The organism is Devosia sp., assembly GCF_030689745.1.
GTDB lineage: Bacteria > Pseudomonadota > Alphaproteobacteria > Rhizobiales > Devosiaceae > Devosia > Devosia alba.
In genome coordinates this window covers 41,891-62,026 of record NZ_JAUYGL010000196.1, presented here as the reverse complement: position 1 = coordinate 62,026, position 20,136 = coordinate 41,891, and the positions used below count along the sequence as shown (strand labels likewise).

The following is a 20,136-nucleotide window of genomic DNA, read 5'->3' as shown; positions in this document are numbered from 1 at the left end:
TCGCGCGAGGGCGCGTACATTGCTTCGCGGAAGGCTGCCCGCTGCGTATCATCCAGCTGGACGACATCCATGCCACTGTCCTCGATCGTGGCCAGTGCAGTTGCCTGCGCTGCGTCCTTGATCTTTTCCACTTCGGGGCGCACTTCGACGAAGGCCTGGGTGATGACATCCTGGTAGTCGGTCGGCAGCGAATCCCACCAAGCCGGGTTGAACAGCACCACGTCTTCATTGGCACCATGCTCGGAAATCAGCAGATGCTTCTGAACTTCGAAATACTTCATGGCCGCTATGGTATCCAGAGCGTTTTCCTGGCCATCGACGATGCCGGTCTGCAGGGCGGTGTAGAGCTCGCCAAATGGCAGCGAAATCGCAGACGCACCCAAGGCATTGAACTGCTCAATGAGAACTGCCGAATCCATGACGCGGAAGCGTTGGCCCGTGAAGTCCGCCACGTTGGCGATTTCAGCGTCAGATGTAATGGCCTTACGGCCATTGGGCCACAGGGCGACAGCGTGAAAGCCCAGAGGCGCAAAGCTGTCGAGCACGGCCTGCCCAAAGGCGCCGTCGCGCAGTTCTGCGGCCTTCGCCCGATCGGATGGGTAAACAAACGACACATCAAGGATGGAGACTGCCGGGTTGAAGCCGTCCAGGAAAGCAGCGGGGGAGACCGTGCCCTCAATGACGCCCAGCTGGACGCCTTCGTTCATTTCGCGCGCCTGACCAAGCTGTCCGGCGGGGAATATTTCGAAAACGACGTCGCCGTTCGTCCGTTCCTTTACCAAGTCGGCGACCATCAGCAATCCCTTGTGCCTTGGCTGCTGGTCGGATTCGAGGTGACCGATGCGGGCGGTAAACTGTTGCGCGGTAGCGGTAAAAGGGCTGGCCATCACCACGGCGGTGGCCAGTGCCAAAACGAAGGGGGTCAAACGCATTGTGCTCTCCAAAGGATGATCAGAAATGGTATGTCTTTCACCAGTAAGAGGCCGCAGTTCACATGAGTCAAGAAATTAATCTCAAAAATGAGACGCACTCTTGCTTATGCCTATTTGATGAGCGTAGGGCTTATAAAAGCGCCCTAGCAGGCTGTTGAAGAAGTCACGTCGGTTCGCAGACGAAGCCTGAGTTGTCTGCGTTGTGGATGAAGAAGTGGCCAACCAGGCGCCCCGCGGTGCCGATGATGACCCATCCGCGACCGCAGGCTGGATCGTTGTCGTCGTAGCCCTGCCATGAGAACTCGGCGCAGGCTGCGCCGTCGCGGGCGCCGCAGCGAACGTCGAGGAATCCCTTGAGCGCCCCGAAGGCGATTTCACCGCCGGCCGCGCCCTCAAACGTAAGGTGCGCCTGTTCGACGAGATCGAGTGTAATTCGGCGCCATAACGTGACCCCGCCAGTGACTGAAGTTTCAATGCCTTACCGTGCCGATCGGCGCCCAAACCACGCGCCTATTCACAGCCAGACCGGCTCATGGAGGAGGTGATGCCGTGATCGCCATCAGCTGCTGGACCTGCTCGGATGAGCACAAGGGTCTTGGTGGGAACGCCGGCCTCGAGCGCGACCTCGACGGCTTTGAGCACCGCCTGCTCGTCGTGATGCAGCACCAACGCCAGGATCTCGACCATTTCCCGGTCGCCGCCCGGATGCTTGAGCAGGTGGCCCTGCAGGCGCCGGAACGCCTCGGGCAGATCAACGAACGGCGCGCCATTGCGCAGGGCTCCTGGCTTGCGCGGGATCACCGCCAGATAGTGCCGCCAGTCATAGACCGTGCGGCCAGGCTGGTGATGTGATCGCTCGATGACGCGCGCGTGCTCGCACAGGACCTATCCCTCGGCCACGACGGCAATCCGCTCTGGGTAAATCCGCAGGCTGACCGGCCGGTTGGCGAACGAGGCCGGCACGCTGTAGCGATTACGATCGAAGTGAACCAGGCACGTCGGGGAGACGCGCTTGGTCTGTTCAACAAAGCCATCGAAGGGCCGCCCCAATGCCATCAGGCTCCTGACCTCGCCGGCATGCACATCGGCGACGCTGCCCGGAAAGCCGCCATGCACAATCTGGCTCCACTGGGTGATGCACTGCTCTTCCATTCTCCTCAACGAGGACGCCATGCTTTGGTCGGTCTGAACCATCCTATGTTGAATGTCACCGAGATCTGACCCGCTAGGGGCAGAAATTTTCACTGAGAATTGGCCCATGTTTTGATCGTTCCCTGGCTGCTGGTCGGGGGACATTGGAGTGATCGACATGGCGAAATTGAGCGTAATCCGGCGCTGGCATTTCCGTGAGGGGATACCGATCCGGGAGATCGAGCGACGCACGGGACTGGCGCGCAATACCATCCGCAAGTATCTGCGGTCCGACACGGTGGAGCCCAAGTTCAAGGTGTCGGCACGGCCCAGCAAGCTGGATATATTTGCACATGAGCTGTTGGACTGGCTGCGCCTGGAAGCGGGTAAATCGCGTAAGCAGCGGCGCACGGATAGGCAGATGCACCTCGATCGATTGGGCCGTTACTGTGTCATCTGGTCCGCGCTCAGTGGCGAAGCCCAAATAGGCCGAACAACGTACTCGGGTTCGTCCGTAACGGTGGCGTGCTTGGCAGGCCCCTTAGGCACGCGGGTGACAGTTTAGCACGCCGTCAGGAAGCCGGGAATCGATGCCCCTCCTCCAGAAAAAGGCGCCATCAGCCGATTGCGACCTTGATTACAGGAAGCCCTCGCCAGGGTGATTCCGAAACAGATTTGCCCGCCGCACGTAGATCTTGACGCTATTTCTCGTGGCATGACGCGAATGATCCATAATGCGTTCCACGTCTACGCCAAAGTCCGCAGCATCGGTGATGAACCCGGCTCGAAGTGAATGAGCCCCGTACTGAGTAGCGTCGAGATTGGCTTTATCCAGGTAAGTTTTTAGAACGCGAGAGACGGTGTATGGAGTGATGGAGCGCGCCTCGGAATAATCGTGAAATACGGGTCGGAATATCGGACCTCTGGTGATGCCAGCAGCAGCGATCCATTTCTGAAGTGCCTCGACAGGCTTAAGATACCGGCCATTCGGAATGCCGATCGACGTACCCTTTCGCTCAAAATCGGTCTTTGACCGTCTAATACAAACCGTCAACCCACGTTCCGAGAAGGTCAAATCTTCCAGACGAAGGGCGGCCAGCTCTGAGCGTCGAAAGGCTCCTGCAAAGCCCAAAGCGATCATTGCACGGTCCCTCAAACCCCTCAAGGTGGGCGGCATATGCTGAAGGATAAGAGCGAGTTCTTCGGAAACAACCGGGCGCTTCTGACCCACATAGCCGCCTCGAAGTCGCATAGCCCCTCGCAGGACAGCCCGGACTAAGTAAGAATCAATGGGGTTTTCCATATCTGCACGGCGATGGTCGTAGGCAATAGCGGCTGCATGAACCTTTAACGTGCTCCCGCGTCTTCCGGCGGTCACGAGGTCCGACAGATATTCAGCAATTGTCAATGGCTCGGCAGGTAGTGGACTTTTTCTCCTCTCAGCGCACCAGCTTTTAAAGTTCTTGATAACGCCGCCGTACGAGCGGTGGGTATTGTCCGCAAGGCTAGCTTCCACCAATGCCCTTACGCTTACTGGCAATTGATCATGCATAGTCGGGCCATCCTGCTGCCGTTAATCAGCTATTTTTGCGATAGCTGCTAAATCGCCACTGCTGGCAATTGCACTTCATCAAAATCGGCCTGTTCCGGAGCATAACTGTTACTCGAAACACACTGCATTCTGGCTGTTGTGCTGCAGACAACGAACAGCAAAGACGCTTGCGCCGGCTGCCCCCTGTCCACCCTAATTGCCGCTTCAAATTTTGACCCCGTGCCTGTTGCGCGAGCCCGAGCCCCCTATCGATCAGTTTTTCGATCTCGCCTCTGCACCTGACCGTACCGCGGAGCAACTCAGATATTTTGAAAATTTCCGAAATACACAAAAATGATGGATCGGACCTGCGGGTGCACGTTCGATGATGACGTCGAAGCGCACAATTGCTGCTGATGGTGTTTATCGCCCTGCCTCCGGTCAAGTCGGCTGTGAGCCCTGCCACTATGGCGCCTCCGTGAGGTGATCTTTAGCACCGATGCAGCTCGCTAGCCTGGGAGTTTGACGCTGATGACAGCCGCAGAGTGAACCGAAGATGAGCCACTAGCAACCCGCGCTATGTAGGAAAGCATGAAGCGGACCGATCCGACGCCCATCCATGCATCGGCCGATTACTCCGTTCCCCAAAGCCCGGCATTTGGCTAGGCGCAATGGCCTCTACATTCGGAGCGCAAAAAGACGCTATTTTACCACTTGGTTATGTCATCTAAACAATTGAATTATAACATATGTTATTATATAATGGAAGACAGTTTTGCCTCTCTTGGCACGCTGTTTTGTCCCAAAACTGTCCCAAAATGTGACCTCTGCCTTCCCGGCGGCAGCCAAGCCCGACAATTTCGAACGACATCTAATCACGACGCGGTCACAAGCTCCGCGGATGCATGTCGACAGAAGTCCGTCGAGATACATTTGCAGCCGCAGCAAGCAAGGGTCGTGTCCCCGGACGTGGTGTAGCTGAGTAGCGCGGTAGTCATCGGCGCTTTCCGGTAGGGTCTGGTTGCTTACACCAACCTGATACCGGAAGGACGACCGATGACCGACGATATGATGAACCTGCGCGCGCTGGTGGAGAAGACCCCCGACGCCGATATTCTGCGCGAGATGATTAGTTTTGCCGCCGAGCGGCTGATGGAGCTGGAGGTGGGCGCAGCCACCGGCGCCGGCTACGGCTACGGCTACGGCTACGGCGAGAAGAGTGCCGAGCGCCTGGCGCAGCGCAATGGTTATCGCGACCGGGACTGGGAGACCCGGGCCGGCACGGTCGAGCTGCGCATCCCCAAGCCCAGGAAGGACAGTTACTTCCCCGGCTTCCTTGAACCGCGCCGGCTGGCCGAGAAGGCGCTGACGGCGGTGATCCAGGAGGCCTACGTTCAGGGTATTTCAACCCGGTCGGTCGAAGACCTGGTCAAGGCCATGGGCATGAGCGGCATGTCCAAAAGTCAGGTGAGCCGGCTGTGCGAAGACATCGATGGCAAGGTGAAGGCCTTCCTCGATCGCCCCCTCGAAGGCGACTGGCCATATCTGTGGATCGATGCCACTTACCTCAAGGTGCGCCGGGGCGGCCGGATCGTCTCGGTGGCGGCGATTATCGCCGTGGGCGTCAACAGTGACGGCCGGCGCGAGGTTCTGGGCATGCAGATCGGCACGTTCGAAGCCGAGCCGATCTGGACCGAGTTCCTGCGCAAGCTCACACGGCGCGGCCTGCGCGGGGTCAAGCTGGTGGTCTCGGACGCCCATGAGGGCATCAAGGCCGCCGTCAGCAAGGTGCTGTGCGCAACCTGGCAGCGCTGCCGGGTCCACTTCATGCGCAATGTGCTGGCTCATGCCCGCAAGAGCGGGCGGCGGGTCGCCAGCGCCTTCATCGCCACCGCCTTCGCACAGGAAACGCCAGAGGCAGCCAGCACCCAATGGCGGGCCGTCGCCGACCAAATCCGCCCCAAAGTGCCCAAGCTCGCCGCGATCATGGACGAGGCCGAGACCGATGTGCTGGCTTATATGAACTTCCCCAGGGAGCATCGCGTCCAGCTCCACAGCACCAACCCGATCGAACGGGTCAATGGCAAGATCAAGCGCCGCACCGAGGTCGTGGGCATCTTCCCCAACGATGACGCCATCATCCGCCTGGTCGGCGCCATCCTGCTCGAGCAAAATGATGAGTGGGCCGTCCAGAGGTCTCGCTACATGACACTGGAATCCGTCGCCCCATTGAGCGATGATCCTCTCGTCAGCCTGCCAGCCGTGGCCCGCTGATCAGCCCGGCCCATGCCGGAAAAGCCTCGAGGCCCAGCCTCAGCTACACCACGCTATGGGACACGATCCGAAATCAAGGCTTGAGGCACTCTGCTATAGTCGCTAGGGATGATTTCCCTTGTCCGGACGATCCTAGTGAATATGACCGCAATTCTTGCGCTAATGTCTGCCCTGGCGTTCGTGGTGTCTTTCCAGATTGCCCGCAAGATCAGCATTAACGGGCAGAAACTGGGTCTGATTCAGGTGCCCAACCACCGCTCGTCCCACTATAAGCCCACCGTTAGCGGTGGCGGCCTAGGAATCGCGGTCGCGGGAACCCTGCTCGTCCTGCCGTCGCTTGCAGGCGCCCACGCCATGATGACATGGGCGATACTTGTCAGCGCCGTTGGCGGGCTTGTTGGTTTCCTAGATGACAGGCTGGACCTGCCGGCTCGCTACAGGATCGTGCTGCATGTCCTGCTGGTCGGCATGCTGATTTACGTAACGCTTGGCCTGTCGGCACCGGGGTTCACCATTGACGGCATTGTCGCGTTGCTGACCTGGGGGACGGTGTTGTTCCTTGGCGTCTGGTGGATCAATCTCTTCAACTTCATGGATGGCATCGACGGCATCGCCGCCTCCGAGGCGATCTTCATCCTTGGAGCAGCGGCTTCATTTGTCGTCCTTGGCGATTTTGGCGATGCATCGTGGACCGTCGTCCTGCCCCTCTGCGTCGTCGCGGCCGCATGTATGGGCTTCCTTTTGCTTAACTGGCCTCCGGCGCGCGTCTTCATGGGGGATGCAGGGAGCAACTATCTGGCCTTCTTTACGTTGAGCATGGCGCTGATCAGCTTTGCCAATGGCTACATCAGCGGTGCGATTTGGGTCATTCTGCCGGCCGCCTTCGTCTCCGACGCAACGGTGACCTTGTTCCGCCGGATCCTCGCCGGCGAAAGGTGGTTTGCCGCACACCGCGAACATACCTATCAGCGGCTGTCACGCAGATGGAATGGACACCTCAAGGTAACGTTGCTATACGCCGCAATTAATATGCTTTGGCTGTTCCCACTGGCGTTTTTGGCCCGCAACCAAAGCTCAATGGATTGGCTCATCGCCCTGGTAGCTTATTGTCCTCTGGTAGTGCTCTGCATTGCTGCCCAGGCCGGCCTTTCCGATCGCCCGGCTACTAACGGTAGGAAACGGACCTGATGTCCCACAATCTGGTCACGATGGTCGGGGCAGTCCCGCGGTTGTGGAAGCGTGCCATACTTGTCGGCTTCGACATTTGCGCCCTGTCCTTTGCGCTCTGGGCCAGCTTTGCGTTGCGGCATGGCAACTGGCTGCCGCCGAATACCGTCGAGCAGTTTCTCGCCATTGGGACCGCGCCCCTTGTTTCCATTCCGATCTTTGTGCGGTTTGGCCTCTATCGGGCCGTGATCCGCTACCTCCCGGAGCGGGCCCTGTGGACCATCGTACAGGCGATTTCGCTGTCGACGGCCTGCTGGGTGGTGCTGGTGTTCCTGTCGGAACTTGCTGGTCGCATGGTCGTTCCCAGGTCCGTGCCCATCATCTATTGGGCGGTTGCGATCCTGATAGTGGGTGGCAGCCGGTTTCTGGCCAAGAGTCTCCTGTGGTCAACCAAGCGCTCGGGCCGGCAACAGCCGATCGCGATCTATGGCGCCGGCGAAGCCGGGGTACAACTCGCAAATGCCCTGCGCCGCCATGGCAGCCAGTTCATCGTCGGGTTCCTCGACGACCAGCCATCCCTGCAGGGGCGGGACCTTGCCGGGATCCGCGTCTTCCCGCCTTCTGCCATGCCCATGCTGGCCGAGCAGTATGGTGTGCAGGAGGTCATTCTTTCGATCTCGACCCTTGCTCCCGCCGAACGGCAGCGGATAGTGGCTGAGATTGGGCGGCATGGAGTGAAGATCCGCACCCTGCCGCCCATCAGCGACCTGGTCAGCGGCAAGTACCTGATCAGCCAGATCCGCGAGATCGACATCGATGAGCTGCTCGGGCGCTCGTCCGTGCCGGCGGACCAGGACCTTCTGCGCAAGATGATCCAGGGCAAGACCATAATGGTCACCGGGGCCGGTGGTTCGATTGGCTCCGAGCTCTGCCGCCTGATCGCCAAGTGGGCACCCCAGCGGCTGGTGCTGTTTGAGGCCAACGAATATGCACTCTACCAGATCGAGCGCGAACTCAGCGGTCTCCATGACCTGGCTGTCGTGCCCGTGCTCGGCTCGATCACCAACCAGAGCCTGCTTCGGCGCGCCCTGACAAAGGACAATGTGCAGGTCGTGTTCCATGCCGCAGCGCACAAACATGTGCCACTGGTGGAGGCGAACGTGCTGGAAGGCATCGCGAACAATGTCTTGGGGACGCGCAGCGTCGTGGAAGCCTCGTTCGACCACGGGGTCGAAAGCTTCGTACTGATCTCGTCGGACAAGGCGGTGCGCCCCACCAACGTCATGGGTGCAACAAAGCGTTGGGCGGAACTCATCGTGCAGCAGAAGGCGCAGGAGGCGCTCATGCGCGGCACCGGGCAGCGCTTCTGTGCAGTGCGCTTCGGTAACGTGCTGGGCTCCAACGGCTCGGTCGTGCCCCTGTTCAGGCAGCAGATCGCCCATGGCGGCCCGGTGACCATTACCGACATGGCCATGACGCGCTACTTCATGTCCATTCACGAGGCGGCCGAGCTGATCGTGCAGGCCGGCTCGCTGTCGCAGGGCGGTGATGTCTTCCTGCTCGACATGGGCGAGCCAGTCCTGATCAAGGACCTGGCGGAGAACATGATCAGGCTCGCGGGCCTGACGCTGCGGGACGATTCGAACCCTGATGGCGACATTGAACTCGTCGTCACCGGCAAGCGGCCCGGCGAAAAGATGTACGAAGAGCTGTTCTATGACGACAACAATGCAGACGCCACGCTGCACCCCAAGATCATGCGAGCGGCCCGCAGCGATGGCGCGAACGGTCAGATCGACGAGGCAATGGGACAGCTGATTGCAGCTTTGGGGGTAGAAAACGAAGCGGCAGCCCGCCACATCCTGTTCAAGCATATCCAATGACTAACCCCCTCGGCGGTCACGAAGAGGGATTTGCCGCGTGCATTTGGCGACCACGTGGTGTAACGGCGGGTGGTTCCCGCTGTGTTCACGGAACGTATGGGGAGATTGTCTTGCTGGCTGATCTAATTGTTCGCTTCGAGCAAAAAAAAGCCACCGTTGGGCTCGGCTATGTCGGGCTGCCCCCAATGCTTCGCTTCGGCGAAGTCGGCTTTCACCCCGTCGGATTCGACCTCGACGAGAGTAAGGTCGGCTCCCTTAATGAAGGCCGCAGCTACATCGAGCATATTGCCGACCAGTCGACCGCCCAGGCAAGGGCCGCAGGCTTCTCGACGACCACCGATTTTTCCCGTGTCGGCGAAGAAGGGTACGCGCGCTCGACTATTGAGACTCGAATTTCGATGGCGCCGTATGCTGGGACAGCCTCGGCTTCAATTGGCGGCCGTACTGCGTTCCGATGCACTCGGCCAAGGATAAGCAAACACCGGCGCTTTCGGGTTGGCAACGCACTTCTTGTTTGAGGAAACCACAAAATGAAGCTCCTCATTACCGGCGGCGCCGGGTTCATCGGCTCGGCCGTTGTGCGCCTGGCGATTATGCGCGGGCATTCGGTCGTCAATCTCGACGCCCTGACCTATGCCGCCAATCTCGAAAACCTGGCTTCGGTCGAAAGCAGCCCACTCTACGCCTTCGAGCACGCCGACATTCGCGACCGCGCCCGGCTCGACGAAATCTTCTCTCACCATCAGCCGGACACCGTCATGCACCTTGCGGCCGAGAGCCATGTCGACCGCTCGATCGACGGTCCGGGCGATTTCATCTCGACCAACGTCATCGGCACCTACAATCTTCTGGAAGCCTCCCGCACCTATTGGATCAAGCGTGATCGGTTCGAAGCCTTCCGCTTCCAGCATATCTCAACCGACGAGGTCTTCGGCTCGCTCGGCTCGACCGGCCAGTTCACCGAGGAGACAGCTTACGACCCGCGCTCGCCCTATTCCGCTTCTAAGGCTTCCTCCGACCACCTAGTACGTGCCTGGCACGAGACCTATGGACTGCCGACTCTCATCAGCAATTGCTCGAACAATTACGGGCCGTATCATTTCCCGGAAAAGCTCGTTCCGGTGGTTATCCTCAATGCCCTCCATGGTTTGCCGATCCCGGTCTATGGACGGGGCGAAAATGTGCGCGACTGGCTTTATGTTGAGGATCATGCCGACGCGTTGTTGCTCGTCCTAACGCGGGGAAAACTCGGCCGCAGCTACGCCATCGGTGGCGAGAGCGAGCGGCGGAACATCGACCTGGTACGGACTATCTGCGCTATTCTTGATCGCAAGCGTCCCGATGCCGCGCCTCATTCCGATCTGATCCAGTTCGTTTCGGATAGGCCCGGCCACGACGCGCGCTACGCCATCAATCCGAGTCGCATACGCCAGGAACTCGGGTGGCGGCCGAAAGTCAGCGTGGAGGAAGGGATCGAGCGTACTGTTCAATGGTATCTCGACAATGAGGCATGGTGGCGTCCACTCGTCGACCGAGAGGGTGGGCTCGGGCTGCGGCTCGGCAGGACAGCGTGAGGCCGCTGGTTTTTAGCATGGCCGGAAAGGTGGTGCGGGCGCAGGCCTGTCCGCCTTCTTCTAATGCGACGACGGTCTTTCTCGGCCACGACAAGGCTGGTTTCACAGACTCCGAAAGATGCGCAGCGGCCGTCGTTGGGAGCGACGCCGAGGCCATCGTCAATGCCACCGCACGAACGGCTGTAGAAAAGGCGGAAACCGAAGACGCAACGGCCGGAGCGGACTCCGCCCGCATCATCATGGCAGAGGCGAAACTTGCTTGCCGAATCAACGTTCATTCCAGCAGTCACAACCCGATAACAGCGCTCCGGCCGCTCGGTTCAAGATTGGAATTTGCTGACTTCGAAGCCAATCTTGGCACTTCTCGGCTTAACTGGCGAATTGGACCTACTGAACCTGTTAAGGAATTTGCGCGATGACGCAGCGAAAAGGCATAATACTTGCTGGCGGGTCGGGTTCACGGCTGTGGCCGATCACCATGGGTGTCTCAAAGCAGCTGCTGCCCATTTACGACAAGCCAATGATCTACTACCCTCTAAGCGTTTTGATGCTTGGCGGCATCAGGGAGATCGCCGTCATCACTACGCCGAATGACCAGTCGCAATTCCAGCGCCTGCTTGGCGATGGTAGCCAGTGGGGGCTGTCGCTCAACTATATCGAGCAGCCCTCCCCTGATGGGCTCGCGCAAGCCTATCTTCTAGCAGAAGACTTCCTCGCCGGCGCACCGTCGGCGATGATTCTTGGCGACAATATTTTCTTCGGCCACGGGCTGGCGGAACTCCTGGCCGGAGCAGCAAGGCAGGAAAGTGGCGGCACGGTTTTCGGATATCGCGTCGCCGATCCGGAGCGCTATGGTGTCGTTGAATTCGGCGGCAGGGGCGAGGTTTTGTCGATTGTAGAAAAGCCAGAAAAGCCTCGCTCCAACTTTGCCGTCACGGGGCTTTACTTTTTCGACGAACGAGCGCCGCAACTGGCCCGACACGTCAAGCCGTCGAAACGTGGCGAACTTGAAATCATCGATCTTCTTGAGTCATACCGCGCCCAAGGGACGCTTGAGGTTGAGCTAATGGGGCGGGGCTTCGCTTGGCTCGACACCGGCACTTGCGCCTCGTTGCTTGATGCGGGCAACTTCGTCAGGACGCTGACGGAGCGCCAAGGTCTGCAGATCGGCTCGCCTGACGAGATTGCCTATCACAAGGGCTGGATATCGGAAGCCGACCTAGTCGCCCGCGCCAATATCTTCGGCAAGAGCGACTACGGACGTTATCTCAGTACACTGTTGGGCTAACTCGCCCACCCGCTCCGCTCCAGTAGTGAGCGCTGGCCCCGATGGCGCTAGGCGAGGCGAGGAGTCTGGCCGGCAACGCCTTTGAAGACGCTGTCATCAGCGCGAGCACCAGATCAAACAGAAGATTTATGTAGTCGCCCTGCCGGATTTCATCTCAAGACTCAAAAGCCAATACTCAAGCCGATCCATCAGCACCTCCCGATCGAACTCACGTGAGTACGCTCTCTTTGCGAGCAACCCCATTTCTTGTCTTTGTTCCCGCGACATGCGAGAGAGAGCCAGGACAGAGCGGGCAAGTCCCTCGGCATCACCCGCTGGGCAGACCAATCCTGAGCCTGATTCAAAAATAACTTTGGCACCCTCGCCGTTCAGCATGGCGATAAGAGGAATACCGGTCGCCAGGTAACTTTGGACCTTCCCCGGAATGGTCAACGCAAAGATCGGCTCATCCTTCAAGGAGACAAGCAGCGCATCCGCATGCTGGAAAAAGGCCGGCATTCGCTCTAAGGGAAAACGCCCCAGCATGATCACCCGCTCCGCTAAATTGCGTCGTTCGATCTCAGCGGTAACCCAGCCTGCGGTTCTTCCATCGCCGACGATCAACCAACTAATCGAGTGCTGGTCCCGCAGAAGCTCGGCAGCCTTCAGGATAGACGGAAAGTCTTGAGCGTCGCCGATGTTGCCCGCAAACATGACATTAAAACTATCCGATACAACAGGGACCTCAGGCGCCGGCTCAACCTCAGCACCATCGAAGACCGATTCAGCCCAACTCGGAAAGTACTCCACTTGTTGTCCCGCATCAGCGTAGCGTTTTATGGCTGACACAAAGCTCTTGGACTGCGCCAATATCAGATCGCAACGCCGATAGATGAACCCAACCAGACGTCCCACTGCGGCCAACACCCATTTCGAACGCACGACACCAACCGCACTCAAAGTCTCCGGCCACAGATCCAACACCCACATGGCTATCGGAGCCTGTTTGATGGCACGCAACAGCACAGCCGGCAACGCTGAGGTGACCGGAGAAAGCTGATAGACGAAAATGGCGTCGAAGTTCTGTCCGCGCAGTTTCCATGTTCCCAGCATGCTGGCGCTAACCACGAACGAGAGGTAATTCAGCAGCAGTCGCAAGGTTCCTTGGCCGCGCGCGAGCATAGGCACTCGCACAATGCGTGCGCCGGCCCACTCAGAAAACCGGTGCGGCTCGGCACAAAACGCCGGATTCACCCGCCCCTCGGGATAGTTGGGAATGCCCGTCAATACGGTCACGTCGTGACCGCGTTCTACCATCTCCTTTACCAGATCGTTGATCCGAAAATTCTCTGGCCAAAAATACTGGGATACGATCAACAACCTCATGAATGGACCACTCAGTATCTCTTCCACACGACCCGGTTTACGTAATCGGTGTAGCTTTGGATGATGCGCAGAACTTTGTCCGACACGTTGGGCATGCTGTAGTCGGCCACCTCACGCAGCAGACGGTCCTGACCGCGCGGCTGTTGCTCTAAAATTGACAGGGCCTGCAAGGCCCGCTCAAGTGACTGTCCCACCATCATAACCGAGGCTTCTTCCATGCCCTCGGGACGCTCGTGGGCTTCACGGATGTTCAGTGCTGGGAAGTTCAAGATGGAGGACTCCTCCGTGATCGTCCCGCTGTCGGACAGCACAGCCTTCGCATGCATCTGGAGATGGTTGTAGTCCGAGAACCCCAGCGGTTTAAGCAGCCGCACCTGTGGCTCGAACCGGGCGCTGGTGGCGTCTATGCGCTTCTGGGTGCGCGGATGGGTAGACACCACGACAGGAAGACCGTACTGACGTGCGATGCCATTGAGGAGGTTCACCAGAGCCTCGAATGATGTGTCACTGTCGACGTTTTCCTCACGGTGAGCACTCACCAAGAAAAACTTGCCGGGCTCAAGTCCGAGTCGGTTAAGTACGTCGGACCCATCTATGCGCGGCCGGTAATGAGCCAACACCTCGGCCATTGGACTGCCGGTCTTGATCACCAAGTCCGGTGGCAGACCCTCGCGCAGAAGGTATTCGCGGGCGATGTCGCTATAGGTTAGGTTCACATCGGCCGTATGATCGACAATGCGCCGGTTGATCTCCTCCGGCACGCGCATGTCGAAGCAGCGGTTGCCGGCTTCCATGTGGAATACGGGTATCTTGCGCCGCTTGGCGGGAATGACGGACAAACAGCTGTTGGTGTCCCCGAGGACCAGCAATGATTCGGGGCGACGGCTCGCCAGCAGTCCGTCCATGCGTCCGATTATGTTGCCGATGGTCTCTGCCGCAGTCCTGCCGGCAGCCTCCAGAAAGTGATCAGGCTTGCGAATGCCCAAGTCGTCGAAAAAGATCTGATTAAGTTCGTAGTCGTAGTTTTGCCCGGTGTGCACGATCTCGTGATGGCAGTGCTCGTCAAGCCGCGCCATTACACGAGATAGGCGGATTATCTCCGGGCGAGTGCCGATGACGGTCATTACATGCAATTTCTTCATCGGAGCCTCAAAGTGGAGCCGCGATCGTATCGGGGCTTTGCTGGTCAAAGATTTCGTTGGCCCACAACATCACAATCATAGTCTGATCGCCCGTATTGGTGATATCATGGGCCCAGCCGGGAATCGTTTCCACAATACGCGGTGATTGCGCATTTGTCCGAATCTCGTGGGTTTCCGCGGTAAGTATGTGGCGGAAACGGAACCGGGCCTCCCCTTGGATCACCAAGAACTTCTCGGTCTTGGCACGGTGGTAGTGGCCGCCGCGGGTCACGCCGGGATGCGCGGTGAAAAACGAAAACTGGCCACTTTCACGTGTTTTGAGCATCTCCACAAACACTCCCCGGTGGTCCTCGTGACGCACCAGAGGGTAGTCGAACGCCTCCACCGGTAGATTGCTGACATAAGTGGCGTACAAAGCCCGCCCGAGACCATGCCCAACTGCGCCTATCACGCCGGTCTCGCGGCTTTCCCGGAAAGCCCGGATGGTGGTAGCAACGTCGCCCACGGTGGTGCTGTACACCGGCCCGACCACCTCGAATCCTTGGGCGTCGAGTTGAGGTGAAGCACCATCGAGCAAGGCGAGGAACCGGTCGATGACATCGTCCACGTGAACCAAGTTGAGCGGTGCGGCCGGATCACGAATCTCGATTGGGAGGTCGCGCGCAACCTGGTGGCAGAAGGTTGCCACCGCCGAATTGTAGTGCGGACGGCACCACTTTCCGAACACGTTGGGCAAGCGGAATATATGTACCTGGTGTCCGTGCTGCGACGACAAAGCGTGCAGCGCTTCTTCGGCCGCCCGCTTGGAGGCTCCGTATGGATTGTCCTGTGTTGCTTGTGTGGAAGAAGCATACAGCACGGACGGTCGCCTGCCGGTACGTGCTGCGAGATCGGTCAGCACGTCGCACAAGCGTTGTGTAGCGTCGCGGTTGTTAGTGAGGAACTCTGCCGGATCGACTGGGCGATTGGCGCCAGCCAGATGGATGATTGCATCGGCATGCTCGCACGCCTCGACCAGCGCTTCGGGGGAGTCGCCGCGACCGATGGCAAGCACATTCCAGCCAGAGCGCTCGCCCAGCGCAACACTCAGGTTGCGCCCTACGAATCCTTGGGCTCCGGTTATCAGAACATTCATGTCAGTCCTCCGCAATCGCCGCTTCTCCGCGTAAGATCCTTTGAAGGAACTCCAGCCCTAAAAGCAGTCGCTTCATCCCGCCCACGTCCAGGCGCTCAGTGTTGTGCGAGTGGTACTCTTCGCCATGCAACGCCTGCGTAAGTCGGGGTTCGCCCTGATCGATGTACTTCCCGTAGTTGAGATCACGACTGTCAGGCGGCACGCGGTAGTAACCGCCAAGATCCTCGGCGTAGCCTCGTTCTTCGCGGCTCAGCAGCGCTTCGTAGAGTTTCTCGCCGTGACGGCTACCGATGACCTGTACCGGATGATCGGGTTTTCCCAGCAGTTCCAGCAAAGCACGAGCAAGCACCTCTACGGTAGCGGCCGGGGCCTTCTGCACGAAGATGTCGCCGTTCTTGCCGTGTTCGAAGGCATACAGGACTAGATCTACCGCGTCGTCTAGCGACATCATGAAGCGCGTCATCGCAGGGTCGGTGAGTGTGATGGGCTTGCCTTGCAATACCTGCCCGACAATCAGCGGGATCACCGAGCCGCGTGAGGCCATCACATTTCCGTAGCGGGTTCCGCAGATCACTGTCGATGTGTCCTCCAGATTGCGGCTGGCGGCCACCATCACCTTCTCCATCATGGCCTTGCTGAAGCCCATGGCATTTATGGGATAAACCGCCTTGTCGGTGCTCAGACAGACCACTCGCTGAACACCGGCGGCAATGGCCGCGGACAGAACATTCTCCGTGCCAAGCACGTTGGTGAGCACGGCCTGCATGGGATAGAATTCACATGATGGCACCTGCTTGAGGGCGGCCGCGTGGAAAACGTAGTCGACGCCGCGCATGGCCTGTTGCAGGCTGTCGCGGTCGCGCACATCACCGATGTAGAAGCGCAGCTTGGGGTGGGAGTACCGCTTGCGCTGGTCGTCCTGCTTCTTCTCGTCGCGACTGAAGATACGTATTTCAGCTAGATCGGTGTCTAGCGCGCGCTTGAGCACCGCGTTGCCGAATGAACCAGTACCTCCTGTGATGAGAAGGCGCTTTGAAGGGAGAAACATGGCGAGTTATCCTGAACGAAAATTTGTTAACCAGGGCCTTCAATTCAAGGTATGAAAGCAGCCCTCTGTGCTTCGGCCCGGGTACGGATGCTCTGGTAGTGAAGCCTGTGTTTCTCAAGCTCAGGTTTTAATTGCCTGTATTCGCTCAATATACTGAGGCCATGCAATGCAGCGCGGGTTCCGTAGACGAGATAGTTGAGGTTTAGCAGTCGCCGTTTCCACGGGGAGGTCTGCCGGAAGCAAAACATCCGGTTGCTAATCAGCAATCGTTCAAAGCCCCGGGCCACGTGATCCCTTAAGTAGCGGAAGATTGCAATCTTGTCTTTGTCGAAAGCGGCACTGCGCACCAGGTAGGTGGAGCCAGCGGTGCGACGATAGTAGATGTGCACCAACGGTGACTGCGAGAACGACAGGGGGGTGAAACGTTCAGCCATCTTCACGTGTAATGGGAAGTCCTCAGTGACAGCAAACTGCCGCACGAAATCTCGGATCACATCGTCCCGAAGCACCCGGGTGGAGAACACAATGCTGGGTGTGTGGCTGAAGTTGATGCCAAGCATGCGCTTAATGTAGTCGCCCCGCCCGTAGATCCAGTTGCTCGCCACCATGTTCACGTTGAAGAACGCAGGCCATGAGAGCTGGCCGTCGATCAAGTTCAAAGGATAACCCGATGAAATGTCATGCTCGTGCAAGCGTCGCCATTCTGCGAGCAGATTCTCGCCAGAGTACACGTCGTCGCCCGCTGTGAGCTTGCACACGTCGCCGCGCACATACTGCCACACCTTCGTGTAATTGTCGCAGGTCCCTTGGTTCGTGGCTTGCGTGTGGATTTGCACATCTGCAAACAGGCTGGCGTGCTGGTTCAGCCAGTGTCGCACCAATGCCAGCGTCTGGTCCTTCGAGGCGTCGTCCGCGACGATCAACTGGAACGAGTAGCCTTGGCCGTGCTCCCGGATCTGGTAGGCAATGCTCTCCAGGTGCTCGAGTACATAGGCCTCGTGGTTGTAGGTGATCACAACAAACGTGAAGTCCATCATGCCGGTTCTTTGCGCGCGCGTAGTTTAGAGAGGAGCAGCAGCCCAATGATGAGCAGTGCCAATGAACCCGACGCACGGAAGCCTTGGACTAGCATGCGCAGCTTTTCCGCCAGAGTTCGTGGCGAACCCTGCGCCGGCGCGACGCCCCGCTCACGCAAGTCGATGTCTAGGCCATAGCGCTCAATCAGCGGGCCCGCTACCTGCGACACCCATTTTCCGCGGTAGATCGCACCGCCCGTGGTGTAGTTGTAGCGGTACGTGGTTTCATGACCAGGCTGAGCGCAAAAGTACTGACCGTGATGAAAGAAGGTACGGCTCGTGCCGAACAGCTCCCAGATCCAAGGGTTATCGTCTGCGCGAGTCAGCTCGATCAGGTGCTGGCGGCGCCACACGGCCGGTGCAGAATTGAGCCGGTAGTTGGTCAAGCGGGGGATCACCTCGAAGCCTCGGTAATCACTGGTGGGACGTGCGCTGCCGGGCACATGGCTGAGGTAGAACACCGTGATGGTCGGATCAGCGTCCATCCACTCAATGCACTGATTAATAGCCTTGCCGTCCACCTGCTCTTCGAGCACGAAGTCGTCGAACAGCATAAGCACGTACTCGGACGGCTGGTCTTTCAAAGTCGACAACAGGCGAGCGCCCCACGACGGCGACGGTTCATTCGCCGCAATCACGTGGCTGCTCACACGTAATCCCGGTGCTGCGGCGTCGAGTGATTCTGTGTTGACCACGAGGGGGAAAGGGCAGTCCGGCCAGCGGTCCTTGAAGGCCGCAAAAAAGAGTGGCCAGATATCTGCATAGGCGTCGCAGCTGTTGACTACGACCACGCACCGTTCGGCCTTGCGCGTCGAGAGGTCAGTCATCACGTCGCATTGTCCTTAAGGACAGCGCCGTCGGCAAAGTCCTGAAAGATACCGACGCGATAGATCGCCCCGTTTCGGAGCTCAATGATCTGATCGCAAAAGCGCAAAGAGGCCATTTTGTGCGCCACCATGACAATCGTGATTTCGTCGCCCAGTTCTTCAATGCTCTGCATGACCGCCGATTCCGTACCTTCGTCGAGTGCACCCGTTGCCTCGTCAAGCACCAACAAGGTGGCCGACTTGTACAACGCCCGGGCGATCCCGATGCGCTGGCGTTGCCCTCCCGACAGCCAAGCACCACGCTCACCCACTACGGTGTCCAAGCCCTGGGGAAGCTGGTCATGGAATTCTGCGAGCTGGGCCTTCTCAGCACACCGGTGCACGCGTTCGCTATCGATCAGCTTTCGATCGACCCCGAGGGCGATGTTTTCTCTGATCGAGGCGTCAGCGATGAAGATGGATTGAGGAACGTGTGCCACAAGCTTGTGCCAACCGCCTGGCCTGCGAAAATCGATTTCAACACCGTCTACGCGAACGGTGCCCCCAGTGGGCGCAAGCAGACCCATCATGATGTCGAGCAAGGTGGACTTGCCGCTGCCGGTCTTACCGACGATGCCAAGGCGCGTGCCTTTCTTGATCTGAAAGCTGATGCCGTTCAGGACTCGACGATTGCCCACGCCATATGAAAAGTGCACTGCGTCGATGTCGATCGAGCGGTTGAATGACATCGGGCGGGTCGCGCTATCTTCAAGCGGCAATTCCAGGTCAAGGAATTCGAGGGTCGAGGCCACCACATGCCGGGCACCTTGGATGCAAGCCCAGGCAGCATAGGCCTGTTGTAGCGTGGGCAGCAGGCGCTGAAGACCAAGCGCAAGCACCCCCAGCCCGGGCAGAAATTCGGACAGCATCCCTCTGGACGCAAGAACGTAGGCCAGCGCGCCGAAGAGCACAAAGCCGCCGGCTTCGATCACATAGCGCGGCACTTGGCTGATGATCTGAATATCAGCTCTTGCTCGTCTCAACGGAGTTTCGGAGGTGACGAAGTCGCGTTCGTAGAGCTTATGGTTGCCATCAAGAATAATGTCTCTGACTGATCCCAGACCCTCCTGCATCTTCTTGACAATACGATTGGTCTCGGTGTCGATAGTCTCGCTTGCGGTACGAAGCCTTTTGTGGGTCAATAGGTGTACCGCTAGGTACAACAGGCCGAACGACAGCGACGAAGCGATAGTAACGATTGGGCTGGCCACGAACAGCAAAGCGATGATGGCCACCGAAAGCACGCTGCTGTTGGCGATTGTCAGGATCGGGAAGAGAAATTGTCGGACAACTATCTCGGACTTGATGGAGACTGCGGAAATCACGTCGCTGCTATTGGACTTCAGCTGCTCAGAGAGAGGGCGCCGGATCGCACGCAAGTAGATACCCAGCGCGAAGTCTGAACCGATGGCGTAACTGAGCCTGGCTAGGATGTTTGTCAACAAAAAGCGGGCTGCACCCGCCAGCACAGCTAGGCCGCAAAACAGAAAACTCGCGATAGCTAGGATCTGGGCGTCAGACTGGGCGTTGACGAGGTCGAACAGGCTGCCGATCACAGGCAGAGTAGCAAGTTGACCCGGGTTGATCAGCGCACTGAGCAACGGTAGCAGCGAGCTGATGCTGGCCACTTCCAGTACCGACGTCAAAATGGACAAGAACAGCACAATGATGATCTGGACCTGGCGCCTTCGTGAGAGGTGCGCCCAGAGCCGATGCGAAAGTAT

16 protein-coding genes and 3 pseudogenes are annotated in these 20,136 nt (G+C 58.7%); 8 read left to right on the top strand and 11 right to left on the bottom strand.

The features are described from left to right. The 3 genes and pseudogenes from Q8O80_RS17440 to Q8O80_RS17430 form a co-directional block, all read right to left on the bottom strand. A partial coding sequence (locus Q8O80_RS17440) for a TRAP transporter substrate-binding protein (protein ID WP_305581580.1) occupies positions 1–932 on the bottom strand: 932 nt, incomplete at its 3' end. A gap of 163 nt (positions 933–1,095) precedes the next feature. After that, positions 1,096–1,374: pseudogene (locus tag Q8O80_RS17435) on the bottom strand (hypothetical protein); the annotation flags it as partial. Positions 1,375–1,514: 140 nt separating this feature from the next. Further along, positions 1,515–2,075 (bottom strand): annotated as a pseudogene (locus Q8O80_RS17430) (IS21 family transposase); the annotation flags it as partial. 166 nt (positions 2,076–2,241) lie between these two features. Between Q8O80_RS17430 and Q8O80_RS17425 the strand changes: the two are divergent. Beyond that, a pseudogene (locus tag Q8O80_RS17425) lies at positions 2,242–2,496 on the top strand (IS21 family transposase); the annotation flags it as partial. 204 nt (positions 2,497–2,700) lie between these two features. Here Q8O80_RS17425 and Q8O80_RS17420 read toward each other — a convergent pair. After that, complete coding sequence (locus Q8O80_RS17420) at positions 2,701–3,615, bottom strand: site-specific integrase (RefSeq protein WP_305581578.1); 915 nt, start codon at positions 3,613–3,615, stop codon at positions 2,701–2,703. Positions 3,616–4,650: 1,035 nt separating this feature from the next. Between Q8O80_RS17420 and Q8O80_RS17415 the strand changes: the two genes are divergently transcribed. The 7 genes from Q8O80_RS17415 (at position 4,651) to rfbA (ending at position 11,780) form a co-directional block, all read left to right on the top strand. Continuing rightward, positions 4,651–5,868 carry an IS256 family transposase gene (locus Q8O80_RS17415; protein WP_305581576.1) on the top strand — a complete coding sequence of 406 codons (1,218 nt, stop codon included), beginning with the start codon at positions 4,651–4,653 and terminating at the stop codon, positions 5,866–5,868. A gap of 141 nt (positions 5,869–6,009) precedes the next feature. Then, the gene (locus Q8O80_RS17410; RefSeq protein ID WP_305581584.1) at positions 6,010–7,056 is read left to right on the top strand and encodes a glycosyltransferase family 4 protein; all 1,047 of its coding nucleotides are present in this window, start codon (positions 6,010–6,012) and stop codon (positions 7,054–7,056) included. After that, positions 7,056–8,918, top strand: a complete 1,863-nt coding sequence (locus Q8O80_RS17405) for a nucleoside-diphosphate sugar epimerase/dehydratase (protein WP_305581574.1) — start codon at positions 7,056–7,058, stop codon at positions 8,916–8,918. The genes Q8O80_RS17410 and Q8O80_RS17405 overlap by 1 nt, the downstream gene beginning before the upstream one ends. Before the next feature lie 110 nt (positions 8,919–9,028). Continuing rightward, positions 9,029–9,436, top strand: coding sequence for a hypothetical protein (locus tag Q8O80_RS17400; protein ID WP_305581572.1), 408 nt, complete (start codon positions 9,029–9,031; stop codon positions 9,434–9,436). Positions 9,437–9,448: 12 nt separating this feature from the next. Next, positions 9,449–10,492, top strand: coding sequence for a dTDP-glucose 4,6-dehydratase (gene rfbB, locus Q8O80_RS17395; RefSeq protein WP_305581570.1), 1,044 nt, complete (start codon positions 9,449–9,451; stop codon positions 10,490–10,492). Between the two features lie 17 nt (positions 10,493–10,509). Continuing rightward, entirely contained in the window at positions 10,510–10,911 is a 402-nt protein-coding gene (locus Q8O80_RS17390) for a hypothetical protein (protein ID WP_305581568.1), read from the top strand. After that, the gene (rfbA, locus tag Q8O80_RS17385; RefSeq protein WP_305581566.1) at positions 10,908–11,780 is read left to right on the top strand and encodes a glucose-1-phosphate thymidylyltransferase RfbA; all 873 of its coding nucleotides are present in this window, start codon (positions 10,908–10,910) and stop codon (positions 11,778–11,780) included. Before Q8O80_RS17390 ends, rfbA begins: the two co-directional genes overlap by 4 nt. A gap of 126 nt (positions 11,781–11,906) precedes the next feature. On the opposite strand, the gene Q8O80_RS17380 is transcribed toward rfbA, so the two are convergent. The 7 genes from Q8O80_RS17380 to Q8O80_RS17350 are packed head-to-tail and all read right to left on the bottom strand — an operon-like array spanning position 11,907 to position 20,067. Then, positions 11,907–13,145 (bottom strand): glycosyltransferase family 4 protein, encoded by a 1,239-nt coding sequence (locus Q8O80_RS17380; protein WP_305581564.1) that lies wholly within the window; start codon positions 13,143–13,145, stop codon positions 11,907–11,909. A gap of 11 nt (positions 13,146–13,156) precedes the next feature. Beyond that, positions 13,157–14,287, bottom strand: a complete 1,131-nt coding sequence (gene wecB / locus Q8O80_RS17375) for a non-hydrolyzing UDP-N-acetylglucosamine 2-epimerase (protein ID WP_305581562.1) — start codon at positions 14,285–14,287, stop codon at positions 13,157–13,159. 7 nt (positions 14,288–14,294) lie between these two features. Continuing rightward, positions 14,295–15,422, bottom strand: a complete 1,128-nt coding sequence (locus Q8O80_RS17370) for an NAD-dependent epimerase/dehydratase family protein (protein WP_305581560.1) — start codon at positions 15,420–15,422, stop codon at positions 14,295–14,297. A 1-nt stretch (position 15,423) separates the two neighbouring features. Beyond that, positions 15,424–16,470, bottom strand: coding sequence for a polysaccharide biosynthesis protein (locus tag Q8O80_RS17365; RefSeq protein WP_305581558.1), 1,047 nt, complete (start codon positions 16,468–16,470; stop codon positions 15,424–15,426). A 44-nt stretch (positions 16,471–16,514) separates the two neighbouring features. Further along, positions 16,515–17,507, bottom strand: a complete 993-nt coding sequence (locus Q8O80_RS17360; RefSeq protein WP_305581556.1) for a glycosyltransferase family 2 protein — start codon at positions 17,505–17,507, stop codon at positions 16,515–16,517. Beyond that, positions 17,504–18,376 carry a hypothetical protein gene (locus Q8O80_RS17355; RefSeq protein ID WP_305581554.1) on the bottom strand — a complete coding sequence of 291 codons (873 nt, stop codon included), beginning with the start codon at positions 18,374–18,376 and terminating at the stop codon, positions 17,504–17,506. Before Q8O80_RS17355 ends, Q8O80_RS17360 begins: the two co-directional genes overlap by 4 nt. Beyond that, positions 18,373–20,067: an ABC transporter ATP-binding protein gene (locus Q8O80_RS17350; RefSeq protein ID WP_305581552.1), complete on the bottom strand. Its 1,695-nt coding sequence runs from the start codon at positions 20,065–20,067 to the stop codon at positions 18,373–18,375. Before Q8O80_RS17350 ends, Q8O80_RS17355 begins: the two co-directional genes overlap by 4 nt. Positions 20,068–20,136: the final 69 nt, after the last annotated feature.